Here is a 23,434-nt window from a genome sequence, read left to right on the forward strand (position 1 = left end):
CTTAAAACCGGTAACCGAGGCCGCTGGACCAGGTGATGACGTTACGGCGTTCGATGAAGGAACTGTGGGCCGGCCCGTTGCCCAGCCGCGTGCCCGTCACGGCGCTGTTGATCAGCCACTTGCTGCTCAGGGCCCAGTTCCAGTTGACGCCCATGTCGACGGACGCGACGCCGCCGGCCGGGCTGTAGTCGCGCGCGCCGCCGGCCGCCGCGCTGACGGCGTACAGCTCGTCCATCACGGCGCCGCTGGCCAGGGACACGCCGGCCGACAAGGTCACCGTGTGATGGGCCGCCAGCGAGGGCAGGGTCTTTTGCAGGCCGAGCTGGCCGCGCCAGCCGTGCGCGCTCGTGTCGTACATCAGGTTAGCCGTGACGCGCGCCTGGTCGCCCAGGTAATAGCCGTAGAAGCCGCCCACGTCGGGCGAGCCCTTGATCCGCCGCGTGCCGCGCAGGCGCCGGCTGTCTTCCGGAGCGCGCGCATTGCTGGCGGCCAGCAGCGGGCCGTATTCCACGCCCGGCGTGGCCGACAGGTGCATGCCCGCCACGCCGCTGGCCGAAACGAACAGGCCGTTGCTCCACTGGACCTGCAGCAGCGGGCGCAGGACGGCGCCGCGCGATGCGCCATCGTCCGCCGCCGAGCTGCCCGTGAGCGCCGCTCCCACGTACATATCCCTGCTCCCGTCGGGCATCATCAGCGCGCTGGTGCTGGTGCTGGCTTCCTCGGCCAGCGCCGGGGCGCAGGCAGCCAGCAGCAACAGCAGGGGAGAAAAACAGGGGAAAAAACGGGGAGCGAACTTGTTCATGCCATCCTTTTAAAAGCCGAAGCGCACGCCAAGCGCCAGGCGGTTCATCGTGCTATTGAGTCCTTCGTATCTGACTTTCGGGGCGTGCTCCCATTCGAGCTGCAGCGCCACGTCCTTGCCGATCTGGTAGGCGGCTCCCACGCTCAGGTACAAGCCGGTCTTGCTGGCCGACTCGCCCGGCGGCGCATTCTTGCCGGCGATGGAAAATTCGGCATGGCTGCGCGCCACGCCAGCCTTGCCGAACAGCGACCAGTCGTCGTTCAGCCGCCACGTGCCGCGTGCCGCCACATAGGCGGCACTATTGCGTACCTTGAGCTGGTAGCCGGGATCGAGGTCGAAGCTGGTCGCGCCGCCGCTGGCGCGATAGCCGCCTTCCAGCGCCCAGGCCGGCGTCAGTTCGTAGCCGGCAAAGACGCCGAACGGCACCGCCTTGCTGCCGGGGCCGCGCCGCGCCGTCGCGCCACCCTCGGCACGCTCGATCTTGCCATCGCTGGAAGGGCTGATGTTGGCGCCCACGTACAGGCCTTCAGCATGGACCATCGACGTGGCGGCGATGGCTAACAGGGTGCTGCAGACAATTTTTTTCATGTTCGGATTCCGGTTGAGGTAAGAGCTATCCATGTTAGGCAAACCTCGTGCCGGAATCCGCCCAGGTTTGTCCTTGAATTGTCCTTAATTTGTAGGCCGCATTTGTATGGAAAGTGTACAAATGTGTACCTGATTGTCGAATATGCCACTTGTGCGCCGCGCTCCACTACAATACGCGACAAAATGGTGGCGCGGAGGGGCGATGCAACGTGTAATGCTGGTGGAGGACGATGCGCGGCTTGCCGCGCTGGTCAAGGAATACCTCGATGAATACGACTATGCGGTCAACGTGGTGACGCGCGGCGACCAGGCCGTGGCGCGCTTTCGCGACCTCCAGCCCGACCTGGTCATACTCGACCTGACCTTGCCCGGCGTCGATGGCCTGGTGGTGTGTCGCCAGCTGCGCCAGCTCAGCGCCGTGCCCATCCTGATACTCACCGCGCGCGAAGACACCTTCGACGAAGTATCGGGCCTGGAGCAGGGCGCCGACGACTACGTGAGCAAGCCGGTGCAGCCCCGCGTGCTGCTGGCCCGCCTGCGCGCGCTGCAGCGGCGTGGCAGCGCGGCGGGCGGCAGCGACATCGTCATCGGCCAGTTGCGCGTGTCGCGCGAAAACCGCGCCGTGCACTGGCGCGGGCAGGAAATCGCCATGAACAGCGCCGAATTCAAGCTGTTCGCGATCCTGGCCGACGCCGCGGGCAAGGTCATGTCGCGCAACGAGATCCTCGTGCGCATGCGCGGCATCGAGTTCGATGGCCTCGACCGCAGCATCGACAACTGCATCTCGCGCCTGCGTCGCAAGTTCGACGACGGCGGCGCGGAACGCATCAAGACGGTGTGGGGCGAAGGCTATCTGCTCACGCCCTCCGCCTGGGAATGAACCGTCTTTTCTGGCGTTTCGCGCTGCTGGTGGTGCTGGCCATCGCGCTGGCCAGCTGCGTCATTTACTTCACCTTCAGCCGCCTGTTCGGCGATCCGCTCGAGCACATCGCGCGCGACCAGGCCGCTGGCCAGATATTCCTGCTGGAGCAGTACATCGACCAGGCGCCCGCCGACGAATGGCTGCCGCGCCTGAACAAGGTGCGCGAAGTGTCGGACGTCGCGCTGGAATTGCAGCCCCTGTCCGCCGTGCTGCCGGCGCTGCCGACCGAGGCGCGCGCGCTGCTGCTGCGGGGCGCCGTCGTGATGGACGTGGGCGGCAAGGCTTTCTATCGCCGCGTGGACGCCACGGGCGCGCGCTATGCCGGCAGCGAGGACGATGTGCTCCACGCGCAAAACCTGCCCATCGACGTTGGCCAGGCCCTGCGCATGGAGGCGATCCGCTTTGCCGTCATCGCGCTATGTCTGCTGCTGCCGCTGGGCTGGTGGACGCGCGCGCACGGGCGCAGCCTGGCCGCGCTGTCGCGCATGGCCGACGATTTCGGACAGGGCGACCTGGCGGCGCGGGCGCAGGTCAAGCCCGCGTCGAGCATCGCGCCGCTGGCTGGCCGCATCAACGAGATGGCCGAGCGCATCGGCTCGCTGCTGGAAGCGCGCCGGCATTTGCTGCTGTCGGTGTCGCACGAATTGCGCACGCCGATCGCGCGGCTGGAATTCGGCCTGGCGCTGCTGGACGAACGGCATGGGGGACTTGACCCGGCCCTGCGTCGACGCGTCGACGCCATGGGCGCCGATGTCGAGGAATTGAAAACGCTGGTCAACGAATTGCTGGGCCTGATGCAGCTCGATCACGCGCAAGCCTTGCCGCGCCAGCCGTTTGCCGTGGCGCCCTTGCTGCGCGACTGCATGGCGGCCGTCTTGCCGCGGCAAGTGGACGCGGGCATCGCCGATGACCTGGGCGAATTGCGCGGCGATCCCCGCCTGCTGGCGCGCGCCATCGGCAACCTGCTTGGCAACGCGGCCAAATATGCCACCGCGCGCATCGCGCTGTCGGCCGTGCGCGAAGGCGATGGGCTGCGCATCGTGATCGAGGATGATGGCCCCGGCATTCCCGCCGGCCAGCGCGAACAGGTGTTTGCCCCGTTCTATCGGCTGGCCCGCGAACAGGATCATGCGACCGCCGGCCACGGCCTGGGACTGGCGATTGCCGCCAGGGCCGTCGCGCTGCACGGCGGCGCCATCGCCATCGACGACTCGCCGCTGGGCGGCGCCCGCTTCACGATTTATATTCGGGCCTGAGCACCGGCGCAGCGCGTCTCTGGCGCTGCGCCATGTACGAACTGCCCATCGACGCGGCCATGATCATGGCAATCGCCAGCCATTGCCCGGCGCCCAGGCGCTCGTCGAGCAGGATGTACGCGAGCATGGCGGCCACGGCCGGTTCCATGCTGCTCATGATGCCGAACGCTTGCGGCGTCAGCCGTTTCAGGGCCACCATTTCCAGCGAAATCGGGATGGCGCTGGAAATGAGGGCCACGCCCAGGCCCACGCCCAGCACGACGGGCGAGAGCAGGGCGGCGCCGCTGTGCAGCACGCCGACGGGCACGACCACCAGCGCGGCCATGGCCAGGCCCAGCGATACGGAGTGTCCCGCATGCAGATGGCTGGCGCGCTTGCCGAAGACGATGTACGAAGCCCAGCAGACGGCGGCGCCCAGGGCGAACAGCACGCCCGTGGGATCGAGCTTGCTGACGTCGTGGCCGAGCGGCAGCAGCAGCGCCAGCCCCGCCACGGCCAGGGCCACCCAGACGAAGTCGAGCGGGCGGCGCGAAGCCAGCAGGGCCACGGCCAGCGGGCCGGAAAACTCGATCGCCACGGCGATGCCGAACGGTATCGTGCGCAAGGCCATGTAGAAGCACAGGTTGGTCAAGCCCAGCGCCCCACCGTACAGGGCCACGGTGCGCAGGTCGGCGCGGCTCAGCTGCCAGCGCCAGGGGCGCCAGAACAGCAACAGCAGCAAGGCGGAAAAGCCCACGCGCACGGCCGTCGTGCCCTGCGCGCCCACGAGCGGAAACAGGCTGTGCTTGGCCCATGAGGTGCCCAGTCCCAGGCAGGTGACGGAGCCGAGGATGGCCAGCAAGGGAATCAACGAGGAATAGCGGCGTAATGGCATGGAGATAAAAGGCTTGATATCGGAATAGCGAAAGTTTATTGTGTCTGCTCCGAGTTTTGCACTGTATTTTGACCTTCATGACGCAACTTTCGCTCACACCCTCCGTCACGCTCGACGCCTTCGACCTGGCCATCCTCGACATCCTGCAGCGCGATAACACCACCTCGCAGCGCGAAATCGCCCAGGCCGTGCACTTGTCGGCACCGGCCGTGCAGCGGCGCATCCGGCGCCTGCGCGAGAGCGGCGTGATCCGCAACGAAGTGGCCGTGCTCGACGCGAGCCGCGTGGGCCGCCCCCTGATCCTGACGGTGGAAGTACATCTGCACGACGAACACCCGCAGCGCACGGCCGGCATGCGCGCGCGCATCATGGCCGAGCCTGCCATCCAGCAGTGCTACGGGATCACGGGCGAGGCCGATTACCTGCTGATCATTACCGCCAGCAGCATGGCCGAATACGAGGCGCTGACGGAGCGCCTGTTCGGCGGCGACGACAATATCCGCCGCTACCGCACGTCGGTGGCATTGACTTGCCTGAAGATGGGCTTGCACGTGCCGCTGGGGCAGGCGGAAGATTTTACCCTGGCATAAGCGGGACAGGGGCGAATGTAGGAGCATGAAGATTGGAAGAACAAGGAAAGTCGCATCTGGCCGATCCCGGCCTGCTTGCCGCCTGGCTGGCGGCGCGTTCCATTGCGCGCGGCCTGGCGCTGCCCGTGCCCGATCATGGCGGGTGGCGCGTCGATACGGACTTGCCGGGCGAAATCCGGCGTCACGTTTTTGCGGGACCTGTTCCAGGCATCAGCGCGCTGGCAGCTTCGATCCACGGTCCGCATATCTTCATCAAGATGTGTGGCGACGGGGAGCAATTGCTGCGGCTGTTGCCGCCGCAGTGGCAACTTTGTCCCGGCGGCTTTTTCATGACCCATGAAGGCAGTCTGCAGGCGCCGGACCTGCCTGCCGGCTACCGCCTGGACGTGGCAACATCACAGGAAATCACGACGGCGCGTATTCTGGCCAAAGATGGCGGTGTTGCCGCCAGCGGCCATGCCGTGGAATATGCCGGTGTCTTTGTCTTTGACCGCATCGCCACCGAGGCCGGCCACCGGCGCCGGGGTCTGGGGCGGGCGCTGATGGCCGCGCTGGCGGCCAGGCAACGATCGGCCAGCGCGCGCCGGGTGCTGGTGGCAACGGACGATGGGGCGAAATTGTATGCGAGCCTGGGCTGGCATATCGCATCCCCCTATTCGACGGCAACGATCGTTCAGGCTGGCATACCGTGCTCCCTATCGGGCAGCTAGGGCTGCGCATCGCGTTCGCGGCAGCTCAATGACGCGTAATGGCCCTTGGGCAGCCGGGCCTTGATGGCAACCTCGCTCAGCGCATGTTGCATATCGACGGGGTCGGTCAGGGTGCAGCGCTGGGCGCTGGCGAACGCTTGCAGCTTCTGCGTGCTGCCGCTTACCTTCACCGTCACGCCGGCGCCGGGGCTGACGCAGCAGCCTATGTATTGCGTGATGTATTCCTCTTCGATGAGCACCAGTTCATGCCCCATGAAGCTGGCCGGCTTCTTCAGCAGGTAGTAATCGGTGTAGTCGAAGCGCTGGTCGGGGCGTTTGCCGATATAGCCTTCGCGTACGTAAGCCTGGATCGCCTTGCCGGAAGTGCCGGCTCGTTCCGTCGTGCCTTTTTTTAGGTACAGCGCGTGGATCAGGTCGCTTTCAAGTCCGGAATCGGCGGCGTGGGTGCTGGCGCAGCTGGCGGCCAGCAGAAGAGCGCCCAGCAGGTGGCGGGTGCGAGACGCAGGCATGAGAGTGATTTCTTGCATATATTTCACGCAAAGGGGAGGAGAGGCGCAGTGTAGCCCACGCCGGCCTGTGTGCGTGGCACAATGCGTGGATCCGCACGCCACGTGCCACTGACCCCAGGACTTTCATGACCCGCGCCATCCTTGACCAAGCCCAGATTCATCCCGCCGCCCGCCCCCTGATCGGCAGCAAGCACAAGGACATCGTGCGCGAGGTGCAGGCGGCCATCGCCGCGCACCAGGTAGTCGTCGTCGGCATGGCGCTCAATCCGTTTCCGCGCAAGGCGCGCAAGATACTCGATGTGCTGGGCACGCCTTACCAGTACCTGCAATACGGCAGCTATTTGAGCCAGTGGCACCGCCGCAATGCGCTGAAAATGTGGACGGGCTGGCCGACGTTTCCCATGGTCTTTGTCAATGGCGTGCTCATCGGCGGCGCCAGCGAGCTGCACAAGCTCGTGGAAAATGGCGAGTTCAGCGCCATGCTGGCAAAGAAGGTGCGCGAGTTTTAAGCGTGGCAGGGCAGGCAGCTAGCGTGCCTTGATCTGGCCAAAACTGATGAGGGCGCCGATGCCGAGTGCGATACCGGCCAGTAGCAGCGCGACATGCATGCCGGCCAGCAGGTGTGTCGCGCCGCCAGCGACCAGTGAGCCGAATACTCCGACGCCGATCACCCCGCCCGTCTGGCGCGCGGCGTTCAGCGCGCCAGAGGCGATCCCCGTGCGTTGCTTGTCGGCAGTGGCGAGTACGGCCGTCGTCATGGCGGGAACCGTCAGCGCGACACCGACCCCGGCCGCCAGCAGCGGGCCGACGATGACGCCATACGGCGTGGACGCGCCAATGCCGGCCAGCGCCAGATAGCCGCAGGCGGCCAGCGCTTGCCCCATCACCATGGGCAGCCGGGGGCCGTAGCGCGCCGTCAGCCGGCCAGACAGCAGATTGGCAAGCGTGACCAGCGCCGTCATCGGCAGGAAAGCCAGCCCAGTCATCAATGGCGTATACCCCTTGGTCGTCTGGAAAAACAGGCTGAGCACGAACATCAGGCCGTAGTAGGCGAAGTTGGTGAGCAGTCCGACGGCACAGGAAGCGCTCATCACTGGCGAGCGGAACAAGGCAAGCGGCAGCATCGGGTCGGCGCCCCGCGCTTCGACCAGGATGAACAGGCCCCCCGCCACGACGAAGCAGGCAAAACCGGACAGCACCAGCGGGTGCGTCCAGCCCAGTGCGCCGCTTTCGATAAAACCGAGAGTGAGTCCGCCCAGCGCGAGAATCGCCAGCACTTGTCCGCCCAGGTCCAGGCCCCGTCCGGATGACTTTGAACCCGATGGCGCGTAGGCCAGGGTCAGGCAGATGCCCACGAGCCCCAGTGGCAGGTTGAGCAGGAAAATGCTGGGCCAGTCGAAACGGTCGACCATGATGCCGCCCACCACGGGCCCGGCCGCCAGCGCAAGTCCGCCCACGCCCGCCCAGATGCTCACGGCGCGCGCACGCGCGGCCGCTTCCGGGAAGCTGGCGCTCAGCAAGGCCAGCGAGGCCGGCACGCACAGCGCCGCCCCCACGCCCTGGGCGACACGGCCGGCAATCAGGGCGCCGATGGTGTGTGCCATGCCGCAGGCCAGCGATGCCACGGTAAACAGGGCAAAGCCCATGACGAAGATGCGTCTGGCGCCGTAACGGTCGCCGATGGCGCCGGCCGTCAGCAGCAGGCTGGCAAAGACCAGGGTGTAGGCGTTGATGATCCATTGCAATCCGGTCACGTCGGTGCCCAGCGATGCCTGGATGCGTTCCAGCGCCACGTTGACGACCGTAACGTCGAGGATGACGAGCACGAAGCCCAGGCTGGTGGCGAACAAGGTCAGGCGTGGCGATACGGCGTGCCGCGGTGTCAGGGTAGGCATGAGAAGGAAGTCCCGAAGAGGGTGTTCTGGTTGAAGGGAGTCGTCGCGAAAAACGCCGACTGGTTCCGCTCTCATTGTATTGCCTTGAAAAATTAGATAAACTGGTTTTCTATTGTTTGACTACCTAGAAAATATTGGTAATGGATATCTTCAAGGCGATGACCATCTTCATCCGTGTCGTCGATACGGGCAGCTTGACGGCCGCGGCGGCGCAATGCGACCTGTCGCCCACGATGGTGGGCAATCATTTGCAGGCGCTGGAGGAGCATCTCGGCACGCGCCTCATCAACCGCACCACGCGGCGCCAGCACCTGACGGAATTCGGCAAGGCGTATTACGAACGCTGCATGGAGATCCTCGGCCTCGTCGGCGATGCCGAGGCGCTGGCGCTGGAAACGCAAAGCAGCCCCAAGGGGCGGCTGCGCGTGACCGCCTCCGCGACATTCGGAACGGAACGGCTGATCCCCGCGCTTGCCGACTATACGGCGCGCTATCCCAAGGTGGATATCGACGTGGTCATCACGGACACCGTGGTGGATCTGGCCGAGGATGGCTTCGAGGCGGCTATCCGCCTTGGCAACCTTGGCGACCAGCACGGGGCCGACCTGGTGGCCCGCCCGTTGGCGCCGTATCAATTGATGCTGTGCGCCGCACCGGCGTATCTGGCGCAGCATGCTGAGCCGCGGCGGCCCGAGGATCTGGCGCAGCACAATTGCCTGGCCTATGCCTATTCCTCGCGCTCCGAGTGGCGTTCGGCACAGCCATCTTGGCGCATGACGGGGCCGGAGGGCGACATCAGCGTGCCGATTGCGGGCCGGATGCGGGTCGACAGCGCGCAAGGCTTGCGGCGGGCGGCGCTGGCCGGCATGGGGATCGTCATGTTGCCCGAGATTATGCTGTCACAGGATATCGCCGATGGCCATCTGGTACGCTTGCTGCACGGCTACACGCCGCCCAGCCGGCCCTTGCATCTCATCTATCTGCGCGACCGGCGCATGTCGTCCAAGCTGCGCAGCTTCGTCGATTTCGTAGTGGAGCGGTTTGGCGCGGCCTTATGAACGCGGCCCGTTTTGATGCGTGCGCAGCGGGTCGAGCAAGCTGCGCAGATCGTTATGGTCGAGCTCGTACATCAGCGCGATTAAACTGCCCAGTTCGCCCGAGGGAAAGCCTTCGCGCGCGAACCAGCCCAGGTAGTGGCCCGGCAAGTCGGCCAGCAAGCGTCCCTGATATTTCCCGTATGGCATTTCGCGCGTGAGCAGCAGCGCCAGTTTTTCTGAATTCATGGTGGTGACCCCGTGTTGATGCTGCCAGTGTAGCAGAGCATCGAATTGTTGAGCTGTGCGCAACTATCTTCTGCCCGATGAAGTATTTTTCGGAATAAAGAAAACCCCGATACTGCATGCCAACATCATTGATCGGAGTTTGCCATGCCCATTGCCTTGCTCGCGCTGACCCTCAGCGCATTTGCCATCGGAACCACCGAATTTGTCATCGTCGGGCTGTTGCCCACCATCGCCGCCGACCTGGGCGTGAACCTGCCGTCGGCCGGCCTGCTGGTCAGCCTGTACGCGCTGGGCGTGGCCGTCGGCGCACCCGTGCTGACGGCCCTCACGGGCAAGATCCCCCGCAAGACCCTGCTGTTGTCGCTGATGGTCCTGTTCACCCTGGGTAACTTGCTGGCGTGGAAGTCGCCGGGCTATGAAACCCTCGTCGTCGCCCGCATCCTGACGGGGCTGGCGCACGGCGTGTTCTTCTCGATCGGCTCGACCATCGCCACGTCATTGGTGCCAAAAGACAAGGCGGCCAGCGCCATTGCCATCATGTTTACGGGTTTGACCGTGGCCCTGGTGACGGGCGTGCCGCTGGGCACCTTCATCGGCCAGCATTTCGGCTGGCGCGAAACCTTCCTTGCCGTCTCGGCGCTGGGCCTGGTGGCGTTCATCGGCAGCCTGCTGTACGTGCCATCAACCATCGCCCACAGCAAACCGGCGTCCCTGCTGCAGCAAGTGCAGGTACTGGCCCAGCCGCGCCTGTTGCTCGTGTATGCGATGACGGCCGTCGGCTACGGCGGCTCCTTCATCGCCTTTACCTATCTGGCGCCGATCCTGCAGCAAGTGTCGGGCTTCAGCGCCGGCGCCGTGGGCGTGGTAATGCTCGTGTATGGTATCTCTGTGGCGTTCGGCAATATCTGGGGCGGCAAGCTGGCCGACAAGAAAGGTCCCGTCAGCGCCTTGAAACTGATCTTCCTGCTGCTGGCCTTTGTTTTGCTGCTGTTGACTTTTACTGCGCCGCATCCCGTACTCGTCGTCATCACCGTGCTGCTGTGGGGCGCCGTGGCCTTCGGTAACGTGGCCGGTTTGCAAGTGTATGTGGTGCAGCAGGCGGAGCACTTCACGCCCCGCGCCGTCGACGTGGCGTCGGGCCTGAACATCGCCGCTTTTAATCTGGGCATTGCTGGCGGCGCCTGGGGCGGCGGCCTGATCGTGGAACACCTGGGTCTCGTGCACACGGGCTGGATCGGTGCGCTGGTCGTGCTCGGTGCCTTCGGCTTGACAGCGTTGAGCGGCCGGATGGACCGTTTGAGTCCCATACCTGTGCGTGCCGGCGGTGAAAAGTCGATCCATGCGGTGGGGCACTAAGCTGGCTTGATCTGCAAGCAAGTTTCTGGCACGGGCGAGAGTAGGGTTTACAATGTGCTTACCTTTTTCTCGCCCATACTCCCCATGTCCGATACAGCAACGTCACCGCTGCGCCTGCGCGCCGCCATCAATCCGAAGCCGCTGGGCGTCGCCCTGTTGCTCATCGTGCTCGGCGCCTGGTATCTGGCGCAAACCGTCGGCGCCACGTTGTCCGCGCTGTACGTAGTGGGTGCCTTGCTCGGCATCACCCTGTATCACGCGGCCTTCGGTTTTACGTCCGCCTGGCGCGTCTTCATTGCCGATGGCCGCGGCGACGGCTTGCGCGCGCAAATGCTGATGCTGGCCGTGGGCGTGGCGCTGTTCTTCCCCGCGCTGTCGGCCGGCACCCTGTTCGGCACGCCCGTCGCGGGTCTCGTGTCTCCCGCTGGCACCTCGGTCATCTTTGGCGCCTTCATCTTCGGCATCGGCATGCAGCTGGGCGGCGGTTGCGCGTCCGGCACCCTGTACACGGTGGGCGGGGGCAGCACGCGCATGCTCATCACCCTGGCCGCTTTTATTATCGGCTCGGTGATCGGCACGGCGCACATGCCGTTCTGGACGGCGCTGCCGCAACTCCAGCCCATTTCCCTCGTGACGACCCTGGGCCTGGTGCCCGCGCTGGCGCTGAACTGGATCGTCTTCGCGCTGATCGCCGCCATCACGGTCTTCGTTGAAAAACGCCGCCATGGCAAGCTTGTCGCCACGCCATTGCGCCCGGCACAGGCCTCGCCCTGGCTGCACGGCCCGTGGCCGCTGGTGGCGGGCGCCGTCGCCCTCGTCGTGCTGAACTTCGCTACCCTGGCGCTGTCGGGCCGGCCGTGGGGCGTAACGTCCGCGTTCGCGCTGTGGGGCGCGAAAGCGGCGTCCGTGGTCGGCATCGACACGGCCAGCTGGGCCTACTGGTCCACCAAGGCGAATGCGGCCGCGCTGGCCGCGCCGCTGACGCAAGACAAGACGTCCGTGATGGACATCGGCATCGTGCTGGGCGCCATGCTGGCGGCGGCGCTGGCCGGCCGCTACGCGCCCGTGTGGCGCATCCCGCGCCGCTCGGTGATCGCCGCTATCGTCGGCGGCTTGCTGCTCGGCTACGGCGCGCGCCTGGCCTACGGCTGCAATATCGGCGCGTACTTCAGCGGCATCATCTCGGGCAGCCTGCACGGCTGGCTGTGGCTGGTCTGCGCTTTTTTGGGCAACGTCATCGGCACGCGCTTGCGTCCGTGGTTCGGCCTGGAAGTGGAGAAAGTCAAACCGACTGGCTGCTGATGCCGGCGTAAGCAGGGGCTTTGCTGTATATTTCTGCCCCTGTTCACCTTGCCGCCAGCGTATCGCCCATGTCCCCCCTCATCCTGTTTACCGTCGTCCTCGCGTATTTCCTGATCCTGCTGGGGGTGGCATGGCGCACCTCGCGCCACGCCACCAACGACAGTTTTTTCATTGGCAACAAGGACAGCAACTGGATGCTGGTGGCCTTCGGCATGGTGGGCACGACGCTCACGGGCGTGACCTTCATCAGCGTGCCCGGCGCCGTGGGGAGCAACGGTTTCGGCTACATCCAGCTGATGATCGGCTATGTGCTCGGCTACCTGGCCATCACCTTCATCTTGCTGCCGCTGTACTACCGGCTGCAGCTGACCTCCATTTACCGCTACCTGGAATTGCGCCTGGGACGGCGCTCCTACCAGAGCGGGGCGGCGTTTTTCATCGTGTCGCGGCTGCTGGGCGCCACGGCGCGGCTGTATTTGGTGGTCAATATCCTGCAAGCCACGATTCTCGACAGCCTGGGCGTGCCGTTCTGGCTGACGGCCTGCGCCGTGCTGCTGCTGATCCTGCTCTACACGTATGAGGGCGGCGTGAAAACCATCGTCTGGACCGATACCCTGCAAACGGCATGCATGCTGGCCGGTCTCGTCATCTGCAGCGTGTTTTTATTGCGCGCAATGGACCTGTCCCTCGTCGACAGCCTCGAACGCATGCGCGCGCAAGGCCTCACGCGCATTTTTAATGTCGACCCGGACAGCCCCGCCTATGTCTGGAAGCACATCGTGGCCGGCATGTTCATCACGATCGCCATGACGGGCATGGACCAGGAAATGATGCAAAAGAATATCTCCGTGCGGACCTTGCGCGACTCGCAAAAGAATATGCTCAGCCTGACCGTCGTGCTGACGGGCGTGCTGCTGCTGTTCCTGTTCCTCGGCGGCTTGCTGCACCTGTATGCGCCGCTGGCCGGCGTGACGGCCACGGGCGACAAACTGTTTCCCGCCGTCGTGCTCGGACATTTCCCGGCCGTGGTGCAGCTGATCTTCTTCATTGCCCTCATTTCCGCGCTGTTTCCCAGCGTGGATGGGGCGCTGACGGCGCTCACGTCCACCTTCTGCATCGATATCCTCGGCCTGCAGCGCAGGACGGACCTGAGCCCGGCCGCGCAGATGCGCTGGCGCCGCCGCGTGCACCTGGGGTTTGCCGCGCTGTTCCTGGTCCTGATCATGGCCTTCAAGTGGCTGGACGACCCCAGCATGATTGGCGTGATCCTGAAGCTGGCCAGCTATACCTATGGTCCGCTGCTGGGCCTGTTCGCCTTCGGCTTGCTGAGCCGGCGCGGCGTGCGCGACCGCTGGGTGCCGCTGGTGGCCGTGGCGGGGCCGCTGCTGTGCGCGCTGATCGAGCAGGAGCAGGCGCTGCTGTTCGCACATTACCGCATCGGGCTGGAATTGCTGATCCTGAACGGCGCCCTGGTGCTGGCCGGCCTGTTCCTCATTTCGACGCCGGCAGGGCAGGTCATCAAAGGCGCGGCACACTTGTCAAAATAAGACGATTCAGCCCGTTTTCAGTTATATTGATTTCCTTTAGGTACACAACCTCACGGAGCATCAATGTCACTCAACCCCTTCCCGCCGCTGCGCCGCGGTTTTGGCGCATTCTGGCGCGCGCTGGACGCCACCCGCCGCGCGGTCATCAACCTGATTTTCCTGCTGATCGTCATCGCCATCCTGATCGCCATCTTCGGCGGCGGCGCCAAGCCCCTGGCGGAAAAGACCACCCTGGTGCTGGACTTGCAAGGCCCGCTGGTCGAGGAAACCCCGGGCGGCGTGCGCGAAGCCGTGCTGGCCAATGTCAGCGGCGAAGTCAAGAAAAGCGTGCAGCTGCGCGACGTGCTGGCGGTGCTCGACACGGCGTCCAAGGACAAGGACATCGGCTCCATGGTGATCCTGCTCGACGAATTGCAGGGCGGCGGTCTCGCTTCGCTGCGCGAAGTGGCGGCCGGCGTGGAGCGCTTCCGCGCCACCGGCAAGAAAGTGACGGCCTGGGGTTCGAGCTACAACCAGCGCCAGTACCTGGTGGCGGCCAAGGCCGACGAGGTATTCCTGCACCCGATGGGCGGCGTCATGCTGGAAGGCTTTGGCCGCTACCGCAATTACTACCGCGACGCGCTCGATAAAGTGGGCGTGACGGTCAACCTGCTGAAAGTGGGCACGTACAAGAGCGCGGCCGAGCCTTTCATCGCCAACGGCCCGTCCGAAGCGGCGGCCGAAGCGGACCGCTACCTGAACAACGGCCTGTGGACCACCTACACGACGGACGTGGAAAAATCGCGCAAGCTGCCGGCCGGCGCCATCATGCAGGCTATCGATGCGCTGCCCGCGCTGATGACGGCGGCCGGCGGCGACCTGGGCAAGCTGTCGCTGGATGCCAAGCTGGTCGACGGCCTGAAAACGCGCGATGAACTGCGCCAGTTCATGATGGCGCGCGGCGCGAAAAACACGGAAGGCACGAATTTCCGCCAGGTGAACTACACCGATTACCTGGCGCGCCTGCGCCCCGTGCACGTCGGCGACGCCGTCGGCGTGATCATCGCCTCCGGTGAAATCGGCGACGGCATCGCGCCACCGGGCGCCATCGGCGGCTTGTCCACCTCGCGACTGATCCGCCAGGCACGCGAAGACAAATCGATCAAGGCCGTCGTGCTGCGCGTCGATTCGCCGGGCGGCAGCGCCTTCGGCTCGGAACTGATACGCCGCGAACTGGAACTGACGCGCGCCGCTGGCAAACCCGTGGTCGTCTCGATGGGCAACGTGGCCGCTTCGGGCGGCTACTGGATCAGCACCTCGTCCGATGAAGTGATCGCCGACGCGGCCACCATCACCGGTTCCATCGGCGTGTTCGCGATTCTGCCGACGGCCGACAAGGTGGTGGAAAAGCTGGGCATCCACACGGCGGGCTCGCCGACCACCTGGCTGGCCGACGCGGGCAACCCATTGCGTCCGCTCGACCCCCGCTTCGCCGAAGTGATCCAGGGTTCGATCAACCACGTGTATGGCGACTTCCTGAGCCTGGCCGCCAAGGCGCGCAAGACGACGCCGGAAAAGATCAATGAAGTGGCGCAGGGCCGCGTCTGGACGGGCTTGCAGGCAAAAGAGCGCAACCTGGTCGACCGCATCGGCAGCTATGGCGATGCGCTGGCGTCGGCCGCCAAGCGCGCCAAGCTGGGCACCGACTACCGCGTCACCTACCTGGAACAGGAAACGTCGAATGTGGACCGTCTGCTCGGCATGTTCGGCTCCAAGGCGATGGCCTCGCTGGGCCTGGGCGAGCACGTGAAGCTGGGCCTGGCCACGACCGGCTTGCCGGCCGACGCGGCGCTGGGCATGGCGCAGGACCTCTCCTGGCTGTCGGGCATCACGCGCGAACATAAACCGTTCATGGCCCTCACACACTGCCTGTGCGAAGTGCCGTTAGGCGGCAAGTAATCGCAGTAGTGATATGACTCTCAAGCCGGCTTCGCCCGGCTTGTTTTCCTTGAGGAGCCCAATATGCCAAGCGATATGAATGCAGACACTGACAACACAATCACCATCCGCCCATGCGCCAAGGGCGACGAACACGCGCTGGCGCTGGTGGGGCAGGCGACTTTTCTTGAAGCGTTCGCCGGCATCCTCGACGGCGCCGACGTCATCGCCCATTGCCAGCGCCAGCACGACGCGCAGCTGTACCGCGACTGGCTGGCGCTGCCGGCCATGCGGCTGTGGCTGGCCGAAGCCACGCCTGGCGGCGCGCCCGTCGGCTACCTGGTGCTCAGCCCCGCCGGCTTGCCGGTGGCGGACCCGCGCCCGAATGACCTGGAAATCAAGCGCATCTACCTGCTGCACCGCTTCCAGGGCCAGCGCGTGGGCCAGCGCCTGATGCAGGCGGCCCTGGAGCAGGCGCGCGCCAGCGGGGCAGGGCGCGTGCTGCTGGGCGTATATGCGGAAAACCACGATGCGCTGGCGTTTTACACGCGCTGCGGCTTTGCGCAGCTGGGCCGGCGCACTTTCCGCGTGGGCCGCACCGACTACCAGGACGTCATCCTCGGCATGACCCTGTAGTAACGGCCGGCCTGGCCCCAGGTCAAGCCGGCTGGCGGGAGATTTGTAGCGAGTTTGTATCTGCATGCGAGTCGCCCGCAGGCCGCAGGCGCCGGTGCGCGACGCCCCGCAAGCCTGATTTTTCCACCGTTCCCCCGCAGTGGCGGCCTGCCTGCCGGTCCGCCTGATCCTCCCATGCCTGCCTGGCTGTGTGGAATTGTTTCAAGCAGAAATGAAACAGTTACATGACTATGCTAGAGTCGTTTCACGCTAGGGAGCGATGTTTTTTCAGCTGACTTTCAGCTCTTGACTCCCCCGGCTTTGTACCGAAACAACCCCGAAAAACGGTCGTCCGGCCTGAGTGTGTTCCACCTCGGCCGGCGCCACAGACTCGCCGTGCCAGCGGCCTATACAAGGATAAGCGATGGATTCGCAGACAACACCCAATACCCCGCGGCGCAGCCGCCGTTCGAAAATCGTCGGCACGGTCATCGCGCTGGCCGTGATGGCTGCGCTGGGGGGCGGTGCCTGGTATTTGACCCACTCCGGCACCAGCGCCCAGGGCGGCCCCGGCATGGGTGGCCCTGGCGGCGCGGGCGGGCCAGGTGGCCCCGGCGGGCGCCGCGGCGGCCCTTCGACCACCGTGGGCGTGGCCACGGCCGTCAAGTCCGACCTGCCCGTGGTGCTCGATGCGCTGGGCACGGTGACGGCCGCGTCCACCGTGACGGTGCGCCCGCAAGTGTCGGGCATCCTGAAGGAATTGAAATTCAAGGAAGGCGGCATGGTCAAGGCGGGCCAGGTGGTGGCGCAGATCGACCCGGCCCAGTTCGAGATGGCGCTGATGCAGGCCACGGGCCAGCGCCAGCGCGACGAAGCGCAGCTGGAAAACGCGCGCCTGACCCTGAAACGCTATCAGACTTTGCTGGGCCAGGATTCCATCGCGCGCCAGGACGTCGACACGCAGGCCGCCTTGGTCAAGCAGCTGGAAGGCACGGTGATGACGGATCGCGCATCCGAAGGCACGGCCAGGCTGAACCTCGGCTACACCAAGGTGGTGTCGCCGATCAGCGGCCGCGCGGGCCTGAAAGTGGTCGACATCGGCAACCTGGTGAGCACCAGCGATACGGGCGGCGTGGTGGTGGTGACGCAGCTTTCGCCCATCGACGTCGAGTTCTCCGTGCCGCAGGATAAAGTGCAGACCATCCAGGAACGCCTGAACGGCGGTACGGCGCTGGCGGCGCTGGCGCTGGACCGCACGCGCACGCATACCCTGGACAAGGGCAGCTTGACGGCGCTGGACAACCAGGTCGACGTGCAGACGGGCACCGTGCGCGCCAAGGCCCGCTACACGAATGACAAGATGGCGCTGTTCCCCAGCCAGTTCGTCAACGTGCGCCTGGAGCTGGGCAATATCACGGGCGCCGTGCTGGTGCCCGTCACGGCCCTGCGCCACAGCAATAACGGCGATTTCGTGTATGTGCTGAAAGCGGATAAAACCGTCACCGTGCGCATGGTCACGCGGGGGCAGGCCACCACCGACATGGTGGAAATCCGCGCCGGCCTGGAAGCGGGCGAGCAAGTCATCACGGAAGGCGCCGACCGCCTGAAGGAAGGCGCGAAAGTCACCTTGGCGGGCGACAAGCCGGCCATGGGCGGCGCCGGTGGCGCGGGGGCAGGCAACGGCGAACGCCGCCACCGCCGCCAGCACGCTGAAGGCGCGGCCAGCGCACCGGCCGCATCGGCTGCCGCATCGGCACCTGCATCCGCGCCAGCGAAGGGCGCAGCGCAATGAGTCCATCGACGCCATTCATCAAGCGCCCCGTCGCCACGGCGCTGCTGATGCTGGCCATCGTGCTGGCGGGGCTGGTCGGCTTCAAGTTCCTGCCGCTGGCCGCCTTGCCGCAGGTGGACTTCCCCACCATCCAGGTGCAGACCTTGTACCCGGGCGCCAGTCCCGAAGTCATGGGGCAGACCGTCACGGCGCCGCTGGAGCGCCAGTTCGGGCAGATGTCGGGCTTGCAGCGCATGAGTTCCACCAGCGCGGCAGGCGTCTCCATCATCACCCTGCAATTCACCCTGGGCCAGACCCTGGACGTGGCCGAGCAGGAAGTGCAGGCGGCCATCAATGCGGGCGGCTCCCTGCTGCCGACGGACTTGCCGGCGCCGCCCGTGTACGCGAAGATCAACCCGGCCGACGCGCCCGTGCTGACCCTGGCCATCACGTCGGACACGATGCCGCTGACGCAGGTGCAGAACATCGTCAACACGCGTCTGGCGCTCAAGATCAGCCAGGTCAACGGCGTGGGCCTCGTGTCGCTGTCGGGCGGCCAGCGTCCCGCCGTGCGCATCCAGGGCGACACGAAATTGCTGGCGTCGTACGGCCTGGGCCTCGACAGCCTGCGCACGGCCATTGCGGCGGCCAACGTCAACAGCGCCAAGGGCAGTTTCGACGGCCCCACGCGTTCATTCACCATCAACGCCAACGATCAACTGGTCACGGCGGAAGACTACAAACGCCTGATTATCACTTATAAAAACGGCGCGCCCGTGCGCCTGTCCGATGTGGCCAATGTTGTCGACAGCGCGGAAAACACGCGCCTGGGCGCATGGTCGGGCAAGCAGCCGGCCATCATTTTGAACGTGCAGCGCCAGCCCGGCGCCAACGTCATCAAGACGGTCGACGCCATCAAGGCCTTGCTGCCCGACCTGCAGGCCAGCCTGCCGGCGGCCATGAAGCTCGACGTGCTGAGCGACCGCACGACGGGCATCCGCGCTTCGGTCGAACACGTGGAAATGGAACTGCTGTTGTCCGTGCTGCTGGTGGTGCTGGTGATCTTCGCCTTTTTGCACAGCATGCGCGCCACCGTGATCGCCAGCCTGTCCGTGCCGATCTCGCTGATCGGCGCCTGCGGCGTCATGTATCTGCTCGGCTACAGCCTGAACAACCTCTCCTTGATGGCCCTGACCATCGCCACGGGCTTTGTCGTCGACGACGCCATCGTCATGATCGAGAATATCGCCCGCTACATCGAGGAGGGCGAAACGCCGATGGCCGCCGCACTGAAGGGCGCGTCGCAGATCGGCTTTACCATCATCTCGCTGACCGTGTCCCTGATCGCCGTGCTGATTCCCCTGCTGTTCATGGGCGACGTCGTGGGCCGGCTGTTCCGCGAATTTGCCATGACCCTGGCCATCACGATCCTGATTTCCGCCGTGGTCTCGCTGACCCTGGTGCCGATGATGTCGGCGCGCTGGCTGAAAAGCCACGCCGATGAAAAGATCAGCGCCACTGGCCAGCGCATCCAGGCTTTCCTTGACCGTGTGATCGTGCAGTACGATCATGCGCTCGTGTGGGTGCTGAAACGCCAGGGACTGACCCTGCTGGTGGCCCTGGCCACTCTGGTGCTGACCGTCATCCTGTATATCACCATCCCGAAAGGCCTGTTCCCCACGCAGGACACGGGGCAGCTGCAGGCGCGCATCGAAACGTCGCAAGCCGTGTCGTACGAACGCATGGCCACCTTGCAGCAGGCCGCCGCCAGCGCGCTGCTGGAAGACCCCGCTGTCGACACCCTGAGTTCCCTCGTCGGCGTGGATGCGGCCAACAATACCATGCTGCACACGGGCAGCATGCTGATCAACCTGAAGCGTCCGCGCAGCGGCAGCCAGGACGAGATCATGGAACGGTTGCGCAACCGCGTGGCCAAGGTGGCCGGCGTGACCCTGTATCTGCAGCCGACGCAGGATCTGACCATCGATGCGGAATCGGGCCCGACGCAGTACCGCGTCTCGCTCGAAGGGGCCGATACGGCCACCGTCACCGAATGGGCCGGCAAGCTGGCCGCCCGCATGCGCGAGAAATCGCAGCTGCGCAACGTCGTCACGGATGCGGGGGCCACGGGCGCCGCCGTCACCGTGGCGATCGACCGCGACAGCGCCGCGCGCATGTCCGTCACCACGGCCACCGTCGACGACGCGCTGTACAACGCCTTCGGCCAGCGCATCATTTCGACGATTTTCACGGAAACCAACCAGTACCGCGTGATTCTCGAAGCGCAACCGGGCATCGTCACCACGCCGTCCGACCTGTCGGACCTGCAGGTGCGCACGGGGTCCGGCAAGTCGACGCCGCTATCCGCCTTTGCCAGCGTCAGCGAAAAACAGGCGCCGCTGCAAATCACGCACGTGGCGCAATATCCGGCCACCACCCTCGGCTTCGACACGACGCAGGGCGTGGCCTTGGGCAGCGCCGTCGACGCCATCCGCCAGGCCGCGAAAGACATCGCCTTGCCGTCGTCGGTGACCCTGACCTTCCTGGGTGCGGCCGGCGCGTATGAAAACTCGCTGTCGAATCAGCTGTGGCTGATTCTCGCCGCCGTCGTCTGCGTCTACATCGTGCTCGGCGTGCTGTACGAAAGCTACATCCACCCGCTGACGATTTTGTCGACCCTGCCGTCGGCCGGCGTGGGCGCCTTGCTGGCGCTGATGATCTCCGGGCAGGACCTGGGCGTGATCGGCATCATCGGCATCATCCTCCTGATCGGCATCGTGAAGAAGAACGCCATCATGATGATCGACTTCGCCATCGAAGCCGAACGCGATCAAGGAAAAAGCCCGCAGGAAGCCATCCACCAGGCGGCGCTGCTGCGCTTCCGTCCCATCCTGATGACGACCCTGGCGGCCCTGTTCGCAGCCGTGCCGCTGATGCTGGGCTGGGGCGAGGGCGCCGAGTTGCGCCGTCCGCTGGGCCTGGCCATCTTCGGCGGCCTGATCGTCAGCCAGGTGCTGACCCTGTTTACCACGCCCGTCATCTACCTGGGCTTCGACCGCCTGGGCCAGCGCTTCGCGCGCAAGACACCCGGGGTGAACCTGGACAAGCCGGCCGATAACGCGGGGAGCGCCGCGTGAACCTGTCCGAACCGTTCGTCAAGCGCCCCATCGCCACCGTGCTGCTGACCATCGGCATCGCGCTGGCGGGCATCGGCGCCTTCTTCGTGCTGCCCGTCTCGCCGCTGCCGCAAGTCGATTATCCGACCATTTCCGTCAGCGCCAGCCTGCCCGGCGCCAGCCCCGCGACCATGGCCACGTCGGTGGCCACGCCGCTGGAACGGCGCCTGGGCGTCATCTCGGGCGTGAACGAGATGACGTCGTCGTCGGGCACGGGCTCGGCGCGCATCAACCTGCAGTTCGACTTGAACCGCAAGATCGATTCGGCAGCGCGCGAAGTGCAGGCCGCGATCGCCGCCGCGCGCGTGGACTTGCCTGCTACCCTGCGCAGCAACCCCACTTACCGCAAGGCCAATCCGTCGGACGCGCCCGTGATCATCCTGGCGCTGACGTCGAAGACGCGCACGCCGGGGCAGATCTACGACGCCGTGTCGAACCTGGTGCAGCAGAAAGTGGCGCAAGTGAAAGGCGTGGGCGACGTCGAGCTGGGTGGCGGTTCGCTGCCGGCCGTGCGCGTGGAACTGCTGCCGTACCAGCTCAATCACTACAGCGTGTCGATGGAAGACGTGCGTGCGGCCATCCAGGCCAGCAACGCCAACCGGCCCAAGGGCGCCATTTCCGGCGACGAGCGCAGCCTGCAGATCTATTCGGGCGCGGCGACGGCGTCGGGTGGGCGCAGCGCGGCCGACTACCGCAGCCTGGTCGTGGCCTGGCGCGACGGCGCCGCCATCCGCCTCGACGACGTGGCCGAAGTGGTCGACGGCGTGGAGAACAACAATACCCTGGGCCTGTTCAACGGCGACCCGGCCGTCATCGTGCTGATCACGCGCCAGCCGGGCGCCAACGTCATCGCCACGGTGGACGGCGTGCGCGCGCTGCTGCCGCAACTGCAGGCGCAGCTGCCGGGCGACATCAAGCTGCAGGTGGCGTCCGACAGCACCAATTCCATCCGCTCCTCGCTGCATGAAATCGAGTTCACCTTGATCCTGTCCATCGTGCTCGTCGTGCTGGTGGTCAGCGCCTTCCTGCGCAGCGTGCGCGCCACCATCATCCCGGCCGTGGCCACCATCGTGTCGCTCTTGGGCACCTTCGGCGTGATGTACATGCTGGGCTTTTCGCTGAACAACCTGTCGCTGATGGCGCTGACGGTGGCCACGGGCTTTGTCGTCGACGACGCCATCGTGGTGCTGGAAAACACGCAGCGCCACATCGAGGCGGGCATGGACCGTTTCAAGGCGGCCCTGCTGGGCGCACGCGAAGTGGGCTTTACGGTGCTGTCGATCAGCCTGTCGCTGGTGGCCGTCTTCATCCCGCTGCTGTTCATGGGCGGGCAGGTGGGGCGGCTGTTCCGAGAGTTCGCCGTGACCCTGTCGGCCGCTGTGATGATTTCGCTGGTCATTTCGCTCACGACCACGCCGATGATGTGCGCCTGGCTGCTGAAAAGCGGGCAGCAGCACAAGCCGCCAGGCAGAGTCGCGCGCTGGTTCGAACGCGGTTTCGAGCGCATGCTGACAGTCTACGAGCACTGCCTGGACTGGGCCTTGTCCAGCGCCGCGCTGGTGATGACCATCCTCGTGTTCGTCGTCGGCCTGAACGTGTACCTGTTCGCGGCCGCGCCCAAGGGCTTCTTCCCGCAGCAGGATACGGGGCAGATCAATGGCGGCATGCGCGCCGACCAGAGCATCTCGTTCCAGGCCATGCAAAGTAAGCTGCGCCAGCTGGTCGACATCATCAAGGACGATCCCGCCGTCGCCACCGTCGTCGGGTTTACGGGCGGCGGACGGGCAGGGGGCGGTTTCATGTTCATCGACCTGAAACCCGCGTCGCAGCGCACGGACAAGGGGCAGGCCGTGATCGCCCGCTTGCGTCCGCAGCTGGCCAAGGTGACGGGCATTTCGCTGTTCCTCAATCCCGTGCAGGATCTGCGCATGGGCGGGCGCTCCAGCAATTCCACCTACCAGTACACCCTGATCAGCGACAACCAGGCGGACCTGAAGAAATGGGCGGCGAAACTGGCCGACCAGATGAAGCTGCAGCCGGCCCTGATCGACGTGGACACGGACCAGGCGGAAAACGGCGTGGAAACCTTTGTCAGCATCGACAAGGACCGCGCCACCCAGCTGGGCGTGCAAGTCAAGGATATCGACAATGCGCTGTACAACAGCTTCGGCCAGCGTCAGGTGGCGACCATCTACGATGAACTGAACCAGTACCACGTGATCATGGAAGTGGCGCCGCGCTATGCGCAAAGCCCGGAAGCGCTGCGCTCCGTGTACGTGCCGGCGTCGAATGCGGCTGCCGTCGCCGCCACTGGCACGACG

General features: G+C 65.5%; 20 protein-coding genes. 14 read left to right on the plus strand and 6 right to left on the minus strand.

Annotation, left to right across the window (positions count from 1 at the left end; translation table 11 throughout):
* Position 1: 1 nt before the first annotated feature.
* On the minus strand, positions 2-802 hold the full coding sequence (locus VM94_RS13050) for a MipA/OmpV family protein (RefSeq protein WP_046683881.1): 801 nt from the start codon (positions 800-802) through the stop codon (positions 2-4).
* A gap of 9 nt (positions 803-811) precedes the next feature.
* Positions 812-1,390, minus strand: a complete 579-nt coding sequence (locus VM94_RS13055) for a porin family protein (RefSeq protein WP_046683882.1) — start codon at positions 1,388-1,390, stop codon at positions 812-814.
* 202 nt (positions 1,391-1,592) lie between these two features.
* Between VM94_RS13055 and VM94_RS13060 the strand changes: the two genes are divergently transcribed.
* Positions 1,593-2,270: a response regulator transcription factor gene (locus VM94_RS13060; RefSeq protein ID WP_046683883.1), complete on the plus strand. Its 678-nt coding sequence runs from the start codon at positions 1,593-1,595 to the stop codon at positions 2,268-2,270.
* Entirely contained in the window at positions 2,267-3,568 is a 1,302-nt protein-coding gene (locus VM94_RS13065; protein ID WP_046683884.1) for an ATP-binding protein, read from the plus strand. The genes VM94_RS13060 and VM94_RS13065 overlap by 4 nt, the downstream gene beginning before the upstream one ends.
* Here VM94_RS13065 and VM94_RS13070 read toward each other — a convergent pair.
* On the minus strand, positions 3,546-4,442 hold the full coding sequence (locus VM94_RS13070) for an EamA family transporter (RefSeq protein ID WP_046683885.1): 897 nt from the start codon (positions 4,440-4,442) through the stop codon (positions 3,546-3,548). The genes VM94_RS13065 and VM94_RS13070 overlap by 23 nt on opposite strands.
* Before the next feature lie 77 nt (positions 4,443-4,519).
* Here VM94_RS13070 and VM94_RS13075 point away from each other — a divergent pair, with 77 nt between their 5' ends.
* Positions 4,520-5,032, plus strand: coding sequence for an Lrp/AsnC family transcriptional regulator (locus tag VM94_RS13075; protein WP_046684570.1), 513 nt, complete (start codon positions 4,520-4,522; stop codon positions 5,030-5,032).
* Positions 5,033-5,064: 32 nt separating this feature from the next.
* Complete coding sequence (locus VM94_RS13080) at positions 5,065-5,742, plus strand: GNAT family N-acetyltransferase (protein ID WP_052755747.1); 678 nt, start codon at positions 5,065-5,067, stop codon at positions 5,740-5,742.
* On the opposite strand, the gene VM94_RS13085 is transcribed toward VM94_RS13080, so the two are convergent.
* Entirely contained in the window at positions 5,739-6,251 is a 513-nt protein-coding gene (locus VM94_RS13085; RefSeq protein WP_052755748.1) for a hypothetical protein, read from the minus strand. The genes VM94_RS13080 and VM94_RS13085 overlap by 4 nt on opposite strands.
* A 125-nt stretch (positions 6,252-6,376) precedes the next feature.
* On the opposite strand from VM94_RS13085, the gene VM94_RS13090 reads away from it, so the two are divergent.
* Positions 6,377-6,760: a glutaredoxin domain-containing protein gene (locus VM94_RS13090; RefSeq protein WP_046683886.1), complete on the plus strand. Its 384-nt coding sequence runs from the start codon at positions 6,377-6,379 to the stop codon at positions 6,758-6,760.
* A gap of 18 nt (positions 6,761-6,778) precedes the next feature.
* Here the strand turns inward: VM94_RS13090 and VM94_RS13095 are convergent, their stop codons facing one another.
* Positions 6,779-8,146, minus strand: a complete 1,368-nt coding sequence (locus tag VM94_RS13095) for an MFS transporter (RefSeq protein ID WP_046683887.1) — start codon at positions 8,144-8,146, stop codon at positions 6,779-6,781.
* A 140-nt stretch (positions 8,147-8,286) separates the two neighbouring features.
* On the opposite strand from VM94_RS13095, the gene VM94_RS13100 reads away from it, so the two are divergent.
* Entirely contained in the window at positions 8,287-9,204 is a 918-nt protein-coding gene (locus tag VM94_RS13100) for a LysR family transcriptional regulator (protein WP_046683888.1), read from the plus strand.
* Here VM94_RS13100 and VM94_RS13105 read toward each other — a convergent pair.
* Positions 9,199-9,429, minus strand: a complete 231-nt coding sequence (locus VM94_RS13105) for a DUF3820 family protein (RefSeq protein WP_046683889.1) — start codon at positions 9,427-9,429, stop codon at positions 9,199-9,201. The genes VM94_RS13100 and VM94_RS13105 overlap by 6 nt on opposite strands.
* Positions 9,430-9,573: 144 nt before the next feature.
* Between VM94_RS13105 and VM94_RS13110 the strand changes: the two genes are divergently transcribed.
* The 8 genes from VM94_RS13110 to VM94_RS13145 all read left to right on the plus strand — a co-directional run.
* Entirely contained in the window at positions 9,574-10,785 is a 1,212-nt protein-coding gene (locus VM94_RS13110; RefSeq protein ID WP_046683890.1) for an MFS transporter, read from the plus strand.
* An 84-nt stretch (positions 10,786-10,869) separates the two neighbouring features.
* On the plus strand, positions 10,870-12,087 hold the full coding sequence (locus tag VM94_RS13115; protein ID WP_046683891.1) for a YeeE/YedE family protein: 1,218 nt from the start codon (positions 10,870-10,872) through the stop codon (positions 12,085-12,087).
* A 68-nt stretch (positions 12,088-12,155) separates the two neighbouring features.
* A complete protein-coding gene (locus VM94_RS13120; protein ID WP_046683892.1) occupies positions 12,156-13,634 on the plus strand; it encodes a sodium:solute symporter in 1,479 nt (492 codons plus the stop codon).
* 63 nt (positions 13,635-13,697) lie between these two features.
* The gene (gene sppA, locus VM94_RS13125) at positions 13,698-15,572 is read left to right on the plus strand and encodes a signal peptide peptidase SppA (RefSeq protein WP_046683893.1); all 1,875 of its coding nucleotides are present in this window, start codon (positions 13,698-13,700) and stop codon (positions 15,570-15,572) included.
* Positions 15,573-15,647: 75 nt separating this feature from the next.
* Positions 15,648-16,187: a GNAT family N-acetyltransferase gene (locus VM94_RS13130; RefSeq protein ID WP_046683894.1), complete on the plus strand. Its 540-nt coding sequence runs from the start codon at positions 15,648-15,650 to the stop codon at positions 16,185-16,187.
* A 403-nt stretch (positions 16,188-16,590) separates the two neighbouring features.
* On the plus strand, positions 16,591-17,958 hold the full coding sequence (locus VM94_RS13135) for an efflux RND transporter periplasmic adaptor subunit (protein ID WP_046683895.1): 1,368 nt from the start codon (positions 16,591-16,593) through the stop codon (positions 17,956-17,958).
* Positions 17,955-21,074: an efflux RND transporter permease subunit gene (locus VM94_RS13140; RefSeq protein ID WP_046683896.1), complete on the plus strand. Its 3,120-nt coding sequence runs from the start codon at positions 17,955-17,957 to the stop codon at positions 21,072-21,074. Before VM94_RS13135 ends, VM94_RS13140 begins: the two co-directional genes overlap by 4 nt.
* The coding region (locus tag VM94_RS13145; RefSeq protein WP_046684689.1) for an efflux RND transporter permease subunit at positions 21,071-23,434 on the plus strand (2,364 nt) is incomplete at its 3' end. The genes VM94_RS13140 and VM94_RS13145, both read left to right, overlap by 4 nt.

Origin of the sequence: Janthinobacterium sp. KBS0711, from assembly GCF_000988085.1 — a bacterium.
GTDB classification, from domain to species: Bacteria; Pseudomonadota; Gammaproteobacteria; order Burkholderiales; family Burkholderiaceae_D; genus Janthinobacterium; species Janthinobacterium lividum_E.

Bases quoted from the DNA above. Each gene is read 5' to 3' on its own strand.
- VM94_RS13050 (WP_046683881.1), bottom strand. From the start codon at position 802: ATGAACAAGTTCGCTCCCCGTTTTTTCCCCTGTTTTTCTCCCCTGCTG.
- VM94_RS13095 (WP_046683887.1), bottom strand. From the start codon at position 8,146: ATGCCTACCCTGACACCGCGGCACGCCGTATCGCCACGCCTGACCTTG.
- VM94_RS13110 (WP_046683890.1), top strand. From the start codon at position 9,574: ATGCCCATTGCCTTGCTCGCGCTGACCCTCAGCGCATTTGCCATCGGA.
- VM94_RS13130 (WP_046683894.1), top strand. From the start codon at position 15,648: ATGAATGCAGACACTGACAACACAATCACCATCCGCCCATGCGCCAAG.
- VM94_RS13070 (WP_046683885.1), bottom strand. From the start codon at position 4,442: ATGCCATTACGCCGCTATTCCTCGTTGATTCCCTTGCTGGCCATCCTC.
- VM94_RS13140 (WP_046683896.1), top strand. From the start codon at position 17,955: ATGAGTCCATCGACGCCATTCATCAAGCGCCCCGTCGCCACGGCGCTG.
- VM94_RS13105 (WP_046683889.1), bottom strand. From the start codon at position 9,429: ATGAATTCAGAAAAACTGGCGCTGCTGCTCACGCGCGAAATGCCATAC.
- VM94_RS13090 (WP_046683886.1), top strand. From the start codon at position 6,377: ATGACCCGCGCCATCCTTGACCAAGCCCAGATTCATCCCGCCGCCCGC.
- VM94_RS13065 (WP_046683884.1), top strand. From the start codon at position 2,267: ATGAACCGTCTTTTCTGGCGTTTCGCGCTGCTGGTGGTGCTGGCCATC.
- VM94_RS13055 (WP_046683882.1), bottom strand. From the start codon at position 1,390: ATGAAAAAAATTGTCTGCAGCACCCTGTTAGCCATCGCCGCCACGTCG.
- VM94_RS13060 (WP_046683883.1), top strand. From the start codon at position 1,593: ATGCAACGTGTAATGCTGGTGGAGGACGATGCGCGGCTTGCCGCGCTG.
- VM94_RS13135 (WP_046683895.1), top strand. From the start codon at position 16,591: ATGGATTCGCAGACAACACCCAATACCCCGCGGCGCAGCCGCCGTTCG.
- VM94_RS13115 (WP_046683891.1), top strand. From the start codon at position 10,870: ATGTCCGATACAGCAACGTCACCGCTGCGCCTGCGCGCCGCCATCAAT.
- VM94_RS13100 (WP_046683888.1), top strand. From the start codon at position 8,287: ATGGATATCTTCAAGGCGATGACCATCTTCATCCGTGTCGTCGATACG.
- VM94_RS13085 (WP_052755748.1), bottom strand. From the start codon at position 6,251: ATGCCTGCGTCTCGCACCCGCCACCTGCTGGGCGCTCTTCTGCTGGCC.
- VM94_RS13120 (WP_046683892.1), top strand. From the start codon at position 12,156: ATGTCCCCCCTCATCCTGTTTACCGTCGTCCTCGCGTATTTCCTGATC.
- VM94_RS13075 (WP_046684570.1), top strand. From the start codon at position 4,520: ATGACGCAACTTTCGCTCACACCCTCCGTCACGCTCGACGCCTTCGAC.
- sppA (WP_046683893.1), top strand. From the start codon at position 13,698: ATGTCACTCAACCCCTTCCCGCCGCTGCGCCGCGGTTTTGGCGCATTC.